Genomic DNA, 14,013 nt, shown 5'->3' with positions numbered 1-14,013 from the left:
CCCAGGCCTTCCAGTTTTCTTCCAATCGCAGGTCAGAGACTTCCAGAAGGTTTCCAACTTTCTTCCGCTCACCGAGTCAAGCAAGCCTCAGTGTTGGTGCTGCAAGGCGTTCACCCCAGAACGTAAGTGGCTTGACACCTCAAGATCGGAAGGAACTCACCAATGAGTGAACTCATGCGCAGGCCGGCAGGCATGCCGGTCTCCCGACAAGTACACCGAGAGCTCCGGCAGGTAGCCGGAGCTCTCCACATCGAGCAGGCACGCACCCGAGCCATCTCGGCAGTAGCCGAGCACGCTCTCGCGGAGGTTGCTTTCCTCAAGAACACGCAGATGGAGCTTGAGAAGGCTTGCCCCGATGCCGCCGAGGCCCTGGCCCTCATCGCCAACACGGCGGCCGGTGCCATCGCGAAGCAGGTCCACCGCTTCGGGAACGACCTGGCCTGAACAGATGTCCACCTTCATCGGGCTGTGCCTGGTGCTGCTGGGTGTGGGTCTGGATCGGCTCTGGCTCTACATCCGAGAGCTCGACCGCCAGACCTACATCCAGCTCATCGAGACCGAAGCCAAGCAAGAGATCAGCGCCGAGGTACGCGAAGCCGAAAGGCGGATGCGCCGAGCGGCGCTGTGGAGGAGCGCGTGAGCGGTCTGGAAATCGTGGCGGTTATCGCGGTCGCCTACGTCATTGGCCGAGTTCGGCAATGGCACAAGAACCGCCCTCACATCAAGACGGCGGAGAGTGTCAAGCACATCGCCGAGGCCATACGCAACCAAGAGAAAGGAAGTGAGAAGTGATCACTACTCCCACCACAGCGGTCGCCGTACCGCTGGAGCTGCTCAAGTCAAAGACCATCCGAGTCCTGACTGACTCGTTTCAGGCGGCCTTCATCGCCGCCTACGACGAGGAGCGAGTGCGCCGGGAGACGGCCAAGCGCCGTCTGTTGGCTGAGCTGCGGCGGGTTGACGAGTTCGCCACCCCACAGTCCCACGAGGACTACTGCCCCGGGGCGGCATGAACAACGGATGGGAAGGTATGGCTCAGAGCGCGCTCCGCGCTCTGGCCCTGCTGTTGGCGGTGGCTATCGGAGCACGAATTCTGTACGAGCTCCTCGTTCCCCTAATCCCGATCATCGTGCCACTGGTCATTCTCAGCGGGATTGGTGGAGCCATCCTCCACCGGCGCGGCCGACGTTGGTAGGACCATGGCTCGCTATCCGGGCGAGTCATGGTCCCTCGTAGACCATTCCACAACAAGAAAGTTCGTTGCAGACCCGCGTACCAGAAACGCGGAGCCAACAGAGAGGCACAGGCGTTTCTTCGCCTGTGCCTTCGTGCGATCTTTCGCCCGAACCAACATCTTTTTCATTTAAGGCTATTTCTGTATAGCTAAAGGTGTGCCCAGATGCAAAAAGTACATCGGGGCATCGAAGAAAGGAGGGAAAGAAAGAACGTGACAAACCATCAGACAATCGAGGAGGGCCGATCGCCGGACGTACCACGCCGGTTCCGGACCATCCTGGCGGATCCCCCTTGGGAGACGCACCAGCAGGGCGCCAAAGGTGCCGGGAGGCACTACCGACTCATGAGCCTGGAGTGCATCAAGGAGATGCCCGTGGGCGACCTCGCCGAAGCGGACAGCTTCCTGTTTCTCTGGACAACCAACACGGTTCTGCGCGACGCCTACGACGTCGCCGAAGCCTGGGGCTACGTGCCCAGAGTCCCGATCACGTGGGTGAAGTTCCGGCTCGGACTGGGCCACTACGCCAGGAACAGCACGGAGCACCTCTTGCTCTGCACCCGCGGGAAGCCGTCGATCCGCTTCCGCAGCCAACCAACCTGGATCAATGCGCCGGTACAGGAGCACTCGCGGAAGCCCGACGAACAGTACGCCGTCATCGAGCGCATCTCAGAGGGTCCGTTCTGCGAGCTCTTTGCCCGACGCCGCCCACCGAGCAACCGGGATTGGTTCGTCTGGGGCAACGAGATCGACTCGGACATCGTCATTCCCGGCTACCCGGTGCCAAGCGATCGGCGCCACAACCATCAAGAGAAGTAACAGAAGGGAGATATATGGCAAAACGAAGCAAACGAAGTCCCAAGCCCGAGCGCCGGTTCGTGGTGCGGGGTATCCAGCACAGCGAAATTGATCTACGCAAACTGGGCCGGGCGCTCATCGCCTTGGCTCAGGCCGAGGTCGAGAAACAAGCCGCCGAAGCCCACCAGGGCGACGACCAATCCGAGGGGAAGGCTCGACATGGCCAACCCCAGCAGTGAACTGCTGTTCTCGGAGCTACACCTGCCCCGACCGCTCAGCGAGGCATCGGTCGTGGTGCTGCTGGGCCGTCTGGCCGCCGAACGCACCACTTCGCGGCTGGTGTTGGAAGCCCGCAGTGAACGCGGCTCTGTCCGCTACCTGCTGGGTTGTCGCTCGGCAGAAGTACCCCAATTGCGACGCCTGTTCACCGACTTCCTACCAGGTTCTCAGCTCGTGCAGTCCGACAACGGACGACCTCCGGCTCGGCCTCGGGTCGAGGTGGCCGGACGCTTGCGGCTTCGCCCGGCAGGGATGCCGCTACGTAGCGACGTCGCCGAGGCCACCTCGCGGGCGTTGCTGTCCGCCTTGACGGTGCCGCTCAAGGACGACGAAGCCCTGGCGGTGCAGATCATCTTGGGTCCGCGGCGAGAGCCCCGGACCATGACCAAGGATGTTCCGGACCCCGGAGCGTCCTTGGTTCAGAAGCTGGTAATGGGCGAAGTCCCGGCCAGTACCGACACCCGGGCTCGACTCAAGGAGCGGCAGGGGCAAGCCGGGTTCGCGGCCACCATCCGGCTCGGTGTAGCCGGACCAGCGCGCCGGCGCCGAAGCCGAATCCTGAGCCTGCTCAGTGCGGTGACCGTCGCCCAGGGCGCGGGCGTGAAGATTGACCTCGTTCGGGAAGCTGCCGACCGCCTGAACGACGTCCGTCTGCCCTGGTTGTGGCCCTTGACGCTCGGCGTCTCTGAGCTGGTCGGCCTACTCGGCTGGCCGCTCGGCGAGGGCGACTTGCCCGGCAACCCGCTGCATCCGCGAGTGCTGCGCGCGGCGGCTCACGTCCACCGTGGACCGCGAGTGTTCGCCCGGAGCGCGGCGCCAGGAGATGACCGCCTACTCGGCATATCACCAAAGGACCAGACCTTCCACGGCATCGCTTATGGGCCGAGCGGCTCAGGCAAGACGACAGCCTTGCTCCACCTCATCTTGGCGGATATCGAGGCGGGTCGTCCGGTGGTTGTTCTCGATCCCAAGCAGCAGCTCATTGACGACATCTTGGCGCGAATGCCAGAGCACCGGGTGAACGACGTGGTCGAGCTCAATGCTGCCGATGAGACGCCGGTTGGCTTCAACCCGTTGGACGTAGCTGGCCGCGATCCCGACGTGGTAGTCGATGGCATCTTGTCGGTCTTCGAGAACGTCTTCTCGGATGGCTGGGGACCGAGGACGGCCGACATTTTCTCGGCGTCACTGCGCACCTTGGCGCGAGGTAGCAGCCCGAAGAATCCAGCGACCTTGGTGGATTTGCCGCGCTTGCTGACTGACGCTGGCTTCCGACGTGAGTATGTGGGCTGGATACAGAGCGATGTCGGCTTGGCTCAGTTTTGGGCCTGGTACGAGAGTCAGTCGCCAGCGGCTCAAGCCAACATTATTGCCGCCCCCATGAACAAGCTCCGCCAATTCCTGCTACGACCGGCCATGGTCAAGATGTTGGATCAGCGAGAGGGGCACTTCCGGCTGCGTAATGTCTTTCGGGACAAAAAGGTCTTGTTGGTGCCCCTCAACGAGGGGCTTATTGGGCCGGGGACGGCTTCACTGCTCGGCAGCCTGGTCATTGCCGAGATTTGGCAAGCCACTCAGGAACGAGCCAATGAGCCGTACGCCAGTGAGCGACCGGGCACGGTATACGTCGATGAGGCCCCTCGCTTTCTGCACCTGCCCATGTCGCTGGCCGACGCCTTGGCGGTTTCGCGCTCGCTGTCAGTAGGCTGGTTCTTGGCCGCGCAGTTCCGCGACCAGTTCCCGGTGTCTCTACGAACCGCAGTCGACGTCAATGCTCGTAGCAAGATTGTCTTTGCCAGCGAGTATGACGACGCTCGGGATATGGCGAAACTGGCCTCAGGGCTGGAAGCCGAAGACTTCATGACCTTGCCCAGATTCCACGCCTATTCCAATCTCGTAGCAGACGGAGCGCCTTCTGGTTGGGCGTTGGTCAAGACTCTGCCGCCACCACCGGTTACGGCAGACGCTGAGGCCGTGCGGGCAGTAAGCCGAGCCAACTACGGCAGCCCAGCAGAGCCGAAACCTGAGAACTCGGAAACGGCTAGCTCGGAGGAATCCTCCGCAGCAGAGGCGCCGACCACGATTGGTCGAAGGCGGCGGAGAGACACCCAATGATCGCTCGGCCAACGCACGGGAAACGCTGTCTAGACCGTGTCACCGGTGCTGTCTTCGCTACTAGGTTCGCGACGGAGGTAGCTGAGGGGTTTGCCCAGCTCAGGCGGCTGTTCGGGCGCGAGGCGGGAAGGGACTGACCCGCTTCGCTTGGTCATCTTCACCGTCCCGGCTGCCCCTCTCGCTACTTCGTCCACATGTATACAAACAAGCCCAAGATCTCATCGAAGATTTTGGAAGGGAGGAAAGAACATGGAAAAGAAGAAGGATATAACTTGTGTGAAGTCAACGCTCTCGGAGCGTGACCTTGGCATTCTGGGATCGCTGCGAAAATTCCGGCTGCTGACCACCGCCCTGATTCGGCGGCTGCACTTTCCGAGTGGCGGTCAGAACGCACCGCGGGGCATTGCAGAGGAAGGATCGAAGCCCAAGCGGCATGCCACCGAAGCGGCTGCCTCGGTGGCCACCATGCGCGTGCTCTCGCGGTTGGAGTCGCATGACTTGGTTGCCAGGCTGCACCGCCGTATTGGCGGTGTCCGGGCTGGCTCGACCGGTGTAATTTGGCAATTGACTAGTGCTGGTGACCGCCTGATTCGTCAAGGCAACAACGAAGGAAAGCGTCGTCGTTATCTGGAGCCAGCGGCGGCTTTCACGTTCCACACTATTGCTACGGCCGAGCTAGCGGTAGAGCTTCACGAGCTGGCGGACACTGGCTCTATTGAGGTAACCAGCCTGGAAAGTGAGCCGGACTGCTGGCGAACCTTCCTGGCTCCACATGGGGCTAAGCAGTGGCTCAAGCCGGACTTGTTCGCCATTACCGCCGGCGGAGACTTTGAGGACCACTGGTTTCTTGAGACAGACCTCGGCACTGAGCACACTCCAGTCATTGTCCGCAAGGCCATGACTTACCAGCAGTATGCAGCCACGGGTGCCCACCAGAGTGAGCACCAGGTTTTCCCGGTGGTGGCCTTCGTGGTACCGGACGAACGACGCAAGGGGACTATTGAAGCGGCTTTGGAAACGGAGTCCGCTACACGCGAGTCGTTCGCTACGGGCATGTTCCGAGTGGTCACGAAAGACAGATTTTCCAGGTTCGTGGCCAAGGGTGGCGCCTAAACGGCCCCACCCGGCCAGTAATCGTAAAGTCACTGTACGTAATTAGCAATAACGGAGGTAGAATGGAAGTAGTAAGTAACCAAGAAAGAAAGGAAATTGCAGGCGGAATGGACTGGTCAATGATGCGCCCGGAGGGCGTGGAAGCAAGCAAGCTGGCTGTAATTTATCTTCGGGTGTCAACCAAAGAGCAGGCCCAGAAAGGTGGACAAGCCGAGGGGTTCTCGATCCCGGCCCAGCGTGAAGCACTGCGACGCAAGGCAGAAAGTCTCGGTGCGATCATCATCGAGGATTTCATCGATGCTGGGGAGTCGGCGAAGTCAGCCGACCGCCCCAACTTGAAGCGAATGCTGGAGTACTTGGCCAACACGCGCGTGGACTTTGTCATCGTGCACAAGGTCGACCGGTTGGCCAGGAACCGCATGGACGACGTCGAAATCACCATGGCCATCAAGAAGGCCGGGGCGATGCTGGTGTCGGCAACCGAGAACATCGACGAGACGCCGTCCGGGATGCTTCTGCACGGCATCATGTCCTCGATCGCGGAGTTCTACTCCCGCAACCTGGCCACCGAAGTGCACAAGGGCATGTCGCAGAAGGCCAAAGCTGGAGGCACCCCGGGACGGGCGCCGCTCGGGTACCGCAACGTCGGCCGACTTACATCCGAAGGCCGTGAGGAGCGCACCGTCGAAATCGACCCGGAGCGCGCCGAGCTGATCGCCTGGGCGTTCCTTGCGTACGCAACAGGGGAGTGGACCCTACGCTCAATGGCCGATGAGCTGGAACTGCGTGGGCTGACCACTCGGCAGACGCCGAAGCAGCCCGCTCGCCCGGTCCGGCCGAACGTCCTTCACGGCATCCTGACCAACCCGTACTACAAGGGTGAAGTGATCTACCGAGGTGTTGCTCATCCGGGTAACCATCCACATCTCACCGATTCGGTCACCTGGCAGAAGGTCCAGGACGTACTCGCTTCCCACCTCGTCGGCGAGAAGCAGCGCGAGCATAGGCACTACCTCAAGTCGAGCGTCTTCTGCGGTAGCTGCGGCAGCCGACTGGTGATCACCAACGCCAAGAACCGACACGGCACCATCTACCCGTACTTCGTGTGCCTGGGGAGACACCAGAAGACAACGACCTGCACGCGCAAGGCGCTGCTCATCAGCAAGGTCGAGAGGCTCGTGGAAGACCACTGGGCAACCGTGACGCTCGGCCCAACCTTGCGAGAGGAGCTCGAAGAGGGCCTGCGCGATGCACTGGCCGCACAGCGCAAGGAAGCCGAAGACGAGCATCGGCACATGCTCGCCGAGAAGAAGAAGCTGACAGCGCAGCGTCAGAAGCTCGTCGAGGCCATCTACAGCGGCGCCATGCCCATGGACCTGATCGCCAGCGAGCAGGAGCGCATCTCAAGCCGGCTTGCTGCCATCGAGGAACGACTCAGCGCCGCGGCAGCCGAAACCGACAAGATCGAATCCACGCTGTCCGCAGCGCTCGACCTCGCCAGTGACTGTCACTCTGCCTACCTGACTGCAACGCCCCAGGAGCGCAGGCTCTTCAATCAGGCGTTCTTCACTCACCTCATGATCGACGAAGACAGCGCTCACGGCGAGTACGCGGAGCCGTTCGACGTCCTGCTGAACGGGGACGTACGCGAGGCTGGGAGGGCCATGCAGGCTGATCGGGCCAGTGGACTAGCCACCTTGGCCGCGCCGCTGGAGCAGGGCCCCAGCGGCGCGGCGCACGGCAAAACCCCCGGTGCACTACGTGCGACCGGGGGTCATGGGCCTTCGGCCCCCATTCGGGGTGTCGAAGGTTTGAATGTGTCTAATCTGGTGCCCCCGGCAGGATTCGAACCTGCGACACCCGCTTTAGGAGAGCGGTGCTCTATCCCCTGAGCTACGAAGGCGGTGCCGCCTGTGCGGGCGGCGTCACAAGGTTAGCGGATGGGAGGCGGGGTGTGGGGGTCAGGTCAGGGGGAGGCGGGTGAAGTGGGAGGCGACGTGGAGGTCGGTCTCGATGGCTGAGGCGGTGGTGGAGAGGTGGGGGAGGATGTCCGTCACGCAGTCGGTGACGGTGCGGCGGGCCGCGTGGGTGGCGACGTTGATCGCGGCGACGGCTCGGCCCGTGCGGTCGCGGATGGGGACGGCGATGGAGCGCAGGCCTTCTTCCAGTTCCTCGTCGACCAAGGCGTAGCCCTGGGCGCGGATGGTGGTGAGGGTGGCTGTCAGGCGCTCGGGGTCCGTGATCGTGTGGGGGGTCAGTGGGGGGAGCGGGCCCAGGTCCAGGGGGGTGCGGGCGTCTGCCAGGAGGACTCTGCCCATGGACGTGGCGTACGCCGGGAAGCGGGTGCCGAGGGTGATGTTGACGCTCATGATGCGTGTCGTGGCCACCCTGGCCGTGTACTGGATCTCGCGGGCGTCGGGGGTGAGGACGGCTAGGGACGACGATTCGTGGATGGCCTGGGTCAGGGCGGCCAGGTGGGGGGACGCGATGTCCGCGAGTGTGGTGCGGGAGAGGGGTGGGAAGCCGAGGGAGAGGGCTCGGGGGGTGAGAGTGAACGTGCGGTGGGGGGTTTGCGTGGCCAGGCCCAGGTGTTCGTAGGTGATCAGGGCGCGGCGGGCCGTCGCGCGGGCCAGGCCCGTGGCCTTGGCGACCTCCGTGAGGGTCAGCTCGGCGCGGCCCTCGCCGAACGCGGTGAGGACGGTCAGGCCTCTGGCCAGGGATTCGATGAATTCACGGCCCAGTTGTTGCTTTGACGCGCCTGTCCACAGTGCCAGGTCTGAGGGGGGTGGGCCCGGTTCGGGGGGTGGGGCCGTGCGGAGTTCGGCCTCCATGGATGCCACCGCCCTGCGGAGGCGGGGGAGCAGGGTGTCGCGCAGGTTCGTCGCCGAGTGGCGGCTGGTGTGGCTGACGATGCTCGCCACGCAGGCGATGCGGGACGTGTGCGGGTCGCGTACCGGGGCCGCCAGCGCCACCAGGCCCGGTTCGATCAGCTGGTCGTCCAGGGAGTGGGCGTCGCGTGCCGCGTCCCGGACCCGGGTCTCGAAATCCTCGTCCGGGATCGGGGTCGGGCGTGGGGGGAGCGTGGGGAACGTCGCGTCCGTGGGGTCCGTCGTGCGGCGGGTGCGCCATGTCTGCCAGTCCGTCTCCGTCCACTCCGTGGCGAACAGCGGGCCCGGGGCCGTGCGTTCGGCCGGGAGCAGGTCGCCGATGCGGAAGCTCAGGGACATCGCCCGGCGGCGCGTGGCCTGGTGGATGAAGCGGATGCCGTCGCCGTCGGCGACCGCCAGGGACACCGACTCGTCGAGTTCGTCGGCGAGGGCGTCGGCGTGCGCGCCGAGGAGGGTGGGCAGGCGGAGGGCGGCCAGGTAGGCGTTGCCCAGTTCCATCAGGCGGGGGGCGAGTGTCACATCGCGGCCGTCCTGGCGGACGTACCCCATGCGGGCCAGGGTCGCCGTGACGCGGTCGACCGTGGAGCGGGCGAGGCCGGTGGCTCGTTCCAGTTCGCTGGGGGTGAGTGTGCCGTCGGCTTCGGTGAGGCGTTGCAGTACGGCGATTCCCCGGATCAGCGGAGTGACCGCCTCGGTCGGTGCGGTCGGTGCGGCGGCTTCCCGGGCGGCCTGGGCCTGCTGGGCCTCCTGGGCCTGCTGGGCCTGCGTGGTGGTGTGGGCGGCGGGCATCGGGTATCGGGTCTCCGGTACGGGGCGCGGGGCGGCGCCGGGGGCGGCAGGGCCCACCGTAATGCCCGATGTGGGGGGCGGGGCATCTGCCCGTCACCTCACCTGCCAAGTGGCTCCTCGCCTCCCAAGTGGCCCCTCGCCTCGCCTCACCTGCCCCGCCCCCTCATCCCCCGCCCCGGAGGCCACCCCTCCCCCTACCGCCTAGTCACCCGCACCACATGGTTCCCCTCAAGGTCCGCTCCCGCCACCTCCACCCGCACCCCGTGCCGTGGGTCCTTGAACGTCTCGCCCGGGGTGAACGTGGCGTCGGAGAGTTCCGCGTGGACGTTGGGGCTGCGGGTGCAGCCTCCGCTGTCGCGGCGGGAGTCGTAGACGGTGACCGGACCGCGGCCGGTGTCCACCTCCGCGTCGACCTTGTAGATGAGGACGCCCGGGCGGCACACCGCCTCGTCGTTGCCGCCGCGGGTGCGCAGTTCGACGGCGTATCCGGTGCTCCCGTCGACGGGTATGAAGACGAGTTTCGGGCCGCCCGCGCGGGAGAGCGGGGTGAGGAGGTGTTCCGTGGTGGTGCCGGGGGCGGACGCGCAGGCCACCTGGTGGGGGTCCAGCCAGCCCAGTTTCCATTTGTGCCAGCCGAGCAGGTCGTTGTTGGCACCCCAGTCCTCGCTCATGATGTCCCAGTGGCCGACGGCGCCGCCGCCTTCCTGGGTGTAGAGGTCGGGGAGGCCGAAGACATGGCCGTTCTCGTGGGGGAGGACGCGGTAGCCGGTCCTGGCGTAGGAGCCGGAGCCGTCGTCCTGGCGGGAGTAGACGAAGGAGGCGTTGGCGACGGGGACGCCGTCCGCGGTCGGGGCCTCGGTGTTGCCCGCGAAGGTGACGGAGAGGACGGTGTCGAGGGCGGAGGGGCCCGCGTTCGGGGTGACCAGCACGTTCACGAGGTCGTAGCGGCGGAAGTCGACCTTGGGGTCGGCGGCGGCCACGATGTCCTCGACGAGTGCGCGGTAGCCGGGGTCGAAGGGGGCGCCGCGTTCTATGTCGTACGACCGGAAGGGCTTCGGCATGCGCAGCCAGCCGCGGATGGGGACCTCGGGGCGGTAGTCGAGGCGGCCGTAGGAGCTGGTGCGGAACCAGGTGCGGGTCTGGGGGAAGAACTCGCGGTAGCGGGCCTGGGCGCTGCCCTTTCCGCGGGCGTCGGGGAAGTCGATCATCAGGGTGAGGGCGCGTACGGTGCCGGTGGAGCGGGTGTAGCCGGTGGGGGTGGGCAGGCCCTCCGACATCTGGACCTCGAGGCCGCCGTTGATCATGCAGGGGCCCAGGGCGGAGGAGCGGGCGGCGGACATGGCGCGGGCGCCGGACGCGGTGGTGCTGTCCGGCAGCAGATGGCCGGTGCCAGCCGAGGTGCTGACCGCGAGGGTCAGGACCGTCACGGCCGTGAGGGCGGCCCCGCGCCGCGCGCGTATCCGACGGCTCCTCGGCAGCGGCTGCATGCATGGACCTTTCGCTCCAGGCAGCCACCGTCTCCGGCTGCACCCTCTTGATCACCATGTGCCGAGGCGGGCGCGGGCGCGCGCTGGAGGAGACCGATCGTGGGACCGGCGGGGGATGTGACTCAGGTCACGGGAATTGATTCGGGCGGGGGGAAATAAGCGGGGACCCGATCCCCGTTTAACCATGCGTCCGGGTCAAACGGGGATTCCTTCCCCGGAACGGGGAGTCCCTCTCTTGAACAGGGGGCCCTTCCCGGAACGGGGAGCCTTCCGCACAACGGGGAGCCCCCGGACCGTCCCGGCACCTCGGCCACTTAAGGAGCACACCGTGCAGACCGCGCCTCCCGAGCGACGCAGGACGACCCGGCCCCGCGCCGACGCTCTGCGCAACCGGGAGCGGATCGTCGCCGCCGCCCGCGAGCTGTTCGTCGAACACGGCGCTGACGTGCCGCTCGACGACATCGCCCGCCGGGCCGGGGTGGGCAACGCCACCGTGTACCGCAACTTCCCCGACCGTGATGCCCTCGTCCGCGAGGTCGTCTGCTCGGTGATGGAGCGTACGGCACGGGCGGCCGAGCAGGCGCTCGCCGAGAACGACGACGCCTTCATGGCGCTGGAGCGCTTCGTGCACGCCGCCGCCGACGAACGGATCAGCGCGCTCTGTCCGATGATCTCCACCACCTTCGACCAGCACCACCCCGATCTGGAGGCGGCCCGGCTACGGGTCGAGCGGCTCGTCGCGGACGTCATGGAACGCGCCAAGGCGGCCGGTCAACTGCGCACCGATGTGGCGGTCGGCGATCTGATGATCGTCATCGGCCAGCTCAGCCGGCCTCCGGCGGGGCTCGGGTGCCTCAGCATCGACCGCTACGTCCACCGCCACCTACAGCTGTTCCTGGACGGTCTGCGGGCCCACTCCCGCTCAAACGACCTGCCGGGGACGCCCGTGACCTTGCAGGACCTGAGGGACCCCGGCTGCGGGCGATGAGTTCTCGCCCGTCCGGCAGTCCCCCACCTCATACAGAGGCACCTCGCACAGAGACGCCTCGCAGACAGACACCTCGCACACAGACACAGCAGTTCTAACGTCCCGTACAAGTACCGAAATTTCCGTCACGAAGTCCCGAAGTGGGTACCCCCATGTCTGAAACAGTCCGAAGCGCCTCCGGTGCTTCAGCCGCCCCGGTTCCTGATCCGGGTCGCTGGAAGGCGCTCGTCTTCATCGCGCTCGCCCAGCTGATGGTCGTCCTCGACGCGACCATCGTGAACATCGCCCTGCCCTCCGCCCAGCAGGACCTCGGCATATCCGACGGCAACCGCCAGTGGGTCGTCACGGCGTACGCCCTCGCCTTCGGTGGTCTGCTGCTGTTCGGTGGCCGGATCGCCGACCTGTGGGGCCGTAAGCGCGCGTTCGTCATCGGTCTGGCGGGCTTCGCCGCCGCGTCCGCGCTCGGCGGTGCCGCCACCAACGAGGCGATGATGTTCGGCGCCCGTGCCCTCCAGGGTGCGTTCGGCGCGCTGCTCGCGCCCGCCGCGCTGTCGCTGCTCGCCGTGATGTTCACGGACGCCAAGGAGCGCGCCAAGGCGTTCGGCATCTACGGTGCGATCGCCGGTGGCGGTGGCGCCGTCGGCCTGATCCTCGGCGGCTTCCTGACCGAGTACCTGGACTGGCGCTGGACGTTCTTCGTCAACATCCCGTTCGCCGTGGTCGCGGCGATCGGTGCCTGGCTGGTCATCCGTGAGCCGAAGGGCGGCCGCAACCGCTCGCCGCTCGACATCCCGGGCGTGGTCCTGTCCACCCTCGGTCTGGTCGCGCTGGTCTACGGCTTCACGCGCGCCGAGTCCGACGGCTGGAGCGACGGCGTGACCGTCACCATGTTCGTCGCGTCGGTGCTGCTGCTGGGCGCGTTCGTGCTGGTCGAGTCCAAGGTGAAGGCCCCGCTGCTGCCGCTGCGCGTGATCACCGAGCGCAACCGCGGTGGGATCTACCTCTCGCTGGGCCTGGCGATCATCGCGATGTTCGGCCTGTTCCTGTTCCTGACGTACTACCTCCAGATCGTGAAGGGCTACTCGCCGGTCAAGACCGGCTTCGCCTTCCTCCCGATGATCGTGGGCATGATCATCGGCTCCACCCAGATCGGCACCCGGCTGATGACCCGGGTCCCGGCGCGGCTGCTGATGGGACCGGGCTTCCTGGTCGCCGCCGTCGGCATGCTGCTGCTGACCCGGATGGAGATCGACTCCTCGTACGCCGCCCTGCTGCTGCCCGCGATGGTGCTGCTCGGCCTCGGTATGGGTACGGCGTTCATGCCCGCCATGTCCCTGGCCACCCAGGGCGTCGAGCCCCGGGACTCCGGTGTCGCCTCCGCGATGGTGAACACCTCGCAGCAGGTCGGCGGCGCGATCGGCACGGCCCTGCTGAACACGATCGCCGCGTCCGCGACGACCGCGTACGTGCAGGACCACATCGGCTCGGCCGGTTCCCGTGCCCAGGCGCAGCTGGTGCAGCTCCAGGCGCAGGTGGAGGGTTACACCAGCGCCATCTGGTTCGCCGTCGGCATCCTGGTCGTCGCCGCGGCGATCGCGATGACCCTCGTCAACGCGGGCAAGCCCAACATGGGCGCGGCCGCCGGATCCGGCGCCGGTGCCGAGGACGAGGTCGCCGTGCCCGTCGTCGCCCACTAGTCACGCCACCCCTTCGGGTACGCCAGCACCACCCGTACGACGGGGAAGGGGACGCCCCGTCGTACGGTCCCCGGCGGACCTGCCCCGGACCGCGCACGGCCGCCAGCGGAAGGCGGCTCAGCGCAGCCAGGGCAGGTCCGCTCCCGCTTCGGTGGGCTGAAGTCCCTCGGCGACGATCTCCATGATCTCGCCGAGGGACTTCTGCTGTTCCGGGGTGAGCCGTTCGAAGAGGGCCTCGCGTACGGCGGTCACATGGCCCGGCGCGGTCCGCCGCAGCACCTCGTACCCCTCGTCCGTCAGTACGGCGAACTGGCCCCGCTTGTCCGCCGGGCAGTCCTCGCGGCGTACCCAGCCGTTCTTCTCCAGGCGGGAGACCGCGTGGGAGAGCCGGGAGCGGGTGATCTTCGCCTGCATGGCCAGTTCCGTCATGCGCAGTCGGCGGCCCGGGGCCTCGGCGAGCATCACCAGGAGGCCGTAGTAGACGTGCGGCATGCCCGCGTCCCGCTGGAGCTGACGGTCGAGGTGGTCCTCGAGGAGGGTGGTGGCGTGCAGGTAGGCGCGCCAGACGCGTTGTTCCTCGGCGGTGAGCCACACGGGTTCGTTCATGGGTCCACTGTACGAGTGA

General features: G+C 66.2%; 14 protein-coding genes, 1 tRNA gene and 1 pseudogene. 10 read left to right on the top strand and 6 right to left on the bottom strand.

Features of this window, described 5'->3' with window-relative positions; genetic code table 11:
* Window positions 1-156: 156 nt before the first annotated feature.
* The gene (locus KBY47_RS10930; RefSeq protein WP_210920819.1) at window positions 157-462 is read right to left on the bottom strand and encodes a hypothetical protein; all 306 of its coding nucleotides are present in this window, start codon (window positions 460-462) and stop codon (window positions 157-159) included.
* Here KBY47_RS10930 and KBY47_RS10925 point away from each other — a divergent pair.
* The 8 genes and pseudogenes from KBY47_RS10925 to KBY47_RS37345 form a co-directional block, all read left to right on the top strand.
* On the top strand, window positions 449-640 hold the full coding sequence (locus KBY47_RS10925) for a hypothetical protein (protein ID WP_210920818.1): 192 nt from the start codon (window positions 449-451) through the stop codon (window positions 638-640). The genes KBY47_RS10930 and KBY47_RS10925 overlap by 14 nt on opposite strands.
* Window positions 637-792: a hypothetical protein gene (locus KBY47_RS10920; RefSeq protein ID WP_210920817.1), complete on the top strand. Its 156-nt coding sequence runs from the start codon at window positions 637-639 to the stop codon at window positions 790-792. The genes KBY47_RS10925 and KBY47_RS10920 overlap by 4 nt, the downstream gene beginning before the upstream one ends.
* Window positions 789-1,013 carry a hypothetical protein gene (locus KBY47_RS10915; protein ID WP_210920816.1) on the top strand — a complete coding sequence of 75 codons (225 nt, stop codon included), beginning with the start codon at window positions 789-791 and terminating at the stop codon, window positions 1,011-1,013. The genes KBY47_RS10920 and KBY47_RS10915 overlap by 4 nt, the downstream gene beginning before the upstream one ends.
* Window positions 1,014-1,399: 386 nt before the next feature.
* On the top strand, window positions 1,400-2,053 hold the full coding sequence (locus KBY47_RS10910) for an MT-A70 family methyltransferase (protein WP_210920815.1): 654 nt from the start codon (window positions 1,400-1,402) through the stop codon (window positions 2,051-2,053).
* Between the two features lie 14 nt (window positions 2,054-2,067).
* Entirely contained in the window at window positions 2,068-2,271 is a 204-nt protein-coding gene (locus KBY47_RS10905; RefSeq protein ID WP_210920814.1) for a hypothetical protein, read from the top strand.
* Complete coding sequence (locus tag KBY47_RS10900; protein ID WP_247694493.1) at window positions 2,252-4,426, top strand: type IV secretory system conjugative DNA transfer family protein; 2,175 nt, start codon at window positions 2,252-2,254, stop codon at window positions 4,424-4,426. The genes KBY47_RS10905 and KBY47_RS10900 overlap by 20 nt, the downstream gene beginning before the upstream one ends.
* Window positions 4,427-4,675: 249 nt before the next feature.
* On the top strand, window positions 4,676-5,539 hold the full coding sequence (locus tag KBY47_RS10895; protein ID WP_210920813.1) for a replication-relaxation family protein: 864 nt from the start codon (window positions 4,676-4,678) through the stop codon (window positions 5,537-5,539).
* Window positions 5,540-5,601: 62 nt separating this feature from the next.
* A pseudogene (locus tag KBY47_RS37345) lies at window positions 5,602-6,672 on the top strand (recombinase family protein); the annotation flags it as partial.
* Window positions 6,673-6,942: 270 nt separating this feature from the next.
* On the opposite strand, the gene KBY47_RS10880 reads toward KBY47_RS37345, so the two are convergent.
* The 4 genes from KBY47_RS10880 to KBY47_RS10865 form a co-directional block, all read right to left on the bottom strand.
* Entirely contained in the window at window positions 6,943-7,140 is a 198-nt protein-coding gene (locus tag KBY47_RS10880) for a hypothetical protein (protein ID WP_210920812.1), read from the bottom strand.
* A 226-nt stretch (window positions 7,141-7,366) separates the two neighbouring features.
* Window positions 7,367-7,442: transfer RNA gene (locus KBY47_RS10875), tRNA-Arg, on the bottom strand.
* A gap of 58 nt (window positions 7,443-7,500) precedes the next feature.
* Window positions 7,501-9,216, bottom strand: coding sequence for an IclR family transcriptional regulator C-terminal domain-containing protein (locus tag KBY47_RS10870; RefSeq protein WP_210920811.1), 1,716 nt, complete (start codon window positions 9,214-9,216; stop codon window positions 7,501-7,503).
* A 194-nt stretch (window positions 9,217-9,410) separates the two neighbouring features.
* A complete protein-coding gene (locus KBY47_RS10865; RefSeq protein WP_210920810.1) occupies window positions 9,411-10,703 on the bottom strand; it encodes a M6 family metalloprotease domain-containing protein in 1,293 nt (430 codons plus the stop codon).
* 328 nt (window positions 10,704-11,031) lie between these two features.
* Here KBY47_RS10865 and KBY47_RS10860 point away from each other — a divergent pair, with 328 nt between their 5' ends.
* The gene (locus KBY47_RS10860; RefSeq protein WP_308405119.1) at window positions 11,032-11,691 is read left to right on the top strand and encodes a TetR/AcrR family transcriptional regulator; all 660 of its coding nucleotides are present in this window, start codon (window positions 11,032-11,034) and stop codon (window positions 11,689-11,691) included.
* 152 nt (window positions 11,692-11,843) lie between these two features.
* On the top strand, window positions 11,844-13,388 hold the full coding sequence (locus tag KBY47_RS10855) for an MFS transporter (protein WP_210920808.1): 1,545 nt from the start codon (window positions 11,844-11,846) through the stop codon (window positions 13,386-13,388).
* A 117-nt stretch (window positions 13,389-13,505) separates the two neighbouring features.
* On the opposite strand, the gene KBY47_RS10850 is transcribed toward KBY47_RS10855, so the two are convergent.
* A complete protein-coding gene (locus KBY47_RS10850; RefSeq protein WP_210920807.1) occupies window positions 13,506-13,994 on the bottom strand; it encodes a MarR family winged helix-turn-helix transcriptional regulator in 489 nt (162 codons plus the stop codon).
* Window positions 13,995-14,013: the final 19 nt, after the last annotated feature.

The sequence above is a fragment of the Streptomyces sp. B93 genome, from assembly GCF_018070565.1.
In the GTDB taxonomy this organism is placed as follows: domain Bacteria; phylum Actinomycetota; class Actinomycetes; order Streptomycetales; family Streptomycetaceae; genus Streptomyces.
The sequence above is the reverse complement of the archived record's forward strand: the minus strand, read 5'-3'. Positions and strand labels throughout refer to the sequence as shown.

Bases quoted from the DNA above. Each gene is read 5' to 3' on its own strand.
- KBY47_RS10930 (WP_210920819.1), bottom strand. From the start codon at position 462: ATGAAGGTGGACATCTGTTCAGGCCAGGTCGTTCCCGAAGCGGTGGAC.
- KBY47_RS10900 (WP_247694493.1), top strand. From the start codon at position 2,252: ATGGCCAACCCCAGCAGTGAACTGCTGTTCTCGGAGCTACACCTGCCC.
- KBY47_RS10905 (WP_210920814.1), top strand. From the start codon at position 2,068: ATGGCAAAACGAAGCAAACGAAGTCCCAAGCCCGAGCGCCGGTTCGTG.
- KBY47_RS10870 (WP_210920811.1), bottom strand. From the start codon at position 9,216: ATGCCCGCCGCCCACACCACCACGCAGGCCCAGCAGGCCCAGGAGGCC.
- KBY47_RS10855 (WP_210920808.1), top strand. From the start codon at position 11,844: ATGTCTGAAACAGTCCGAAGCGCCTCCGGTGCTTCAGCCGCCCCGGTT.
- KBY47_RS10925 (WP_210920818.1), top strand. From the start codon at position 449: ATGTCCACCTTCATCGGGCTGTGCCTGGTGCTGCTGGGTGTGGGTCTG.
- KBY47_RS10865 (WP_210920810.1), bottom strand. From the start codon at position 10,703: ATGCAGCCGCTGCCGAGGAGCCGTCGGATACGCGCGCGGCGCGGGGCC.
- KBY47_RS10895 (WP_210920813.1), top strand. From the start codon at position 4,676: ATGGAAAAGAAGAAGGATATAACTTGTGTGAAGTCAACGCTCTCGGAG.
- KBY47_RS10910 (WP_210920815.1), top strand. From the start codon at position 1,400: ATGCAAAAAGTACATCGGGGCATCGAAGAAAGGAGGGAAAGAAAGAAC.
- KBY47_RS10850 (WP_210920807.1), bottom strand. From the start codon at position 13,994: ATGAACGAACCCGTGTGGCTCACCGCCGAGGAACAACGCGTCTGGCGC.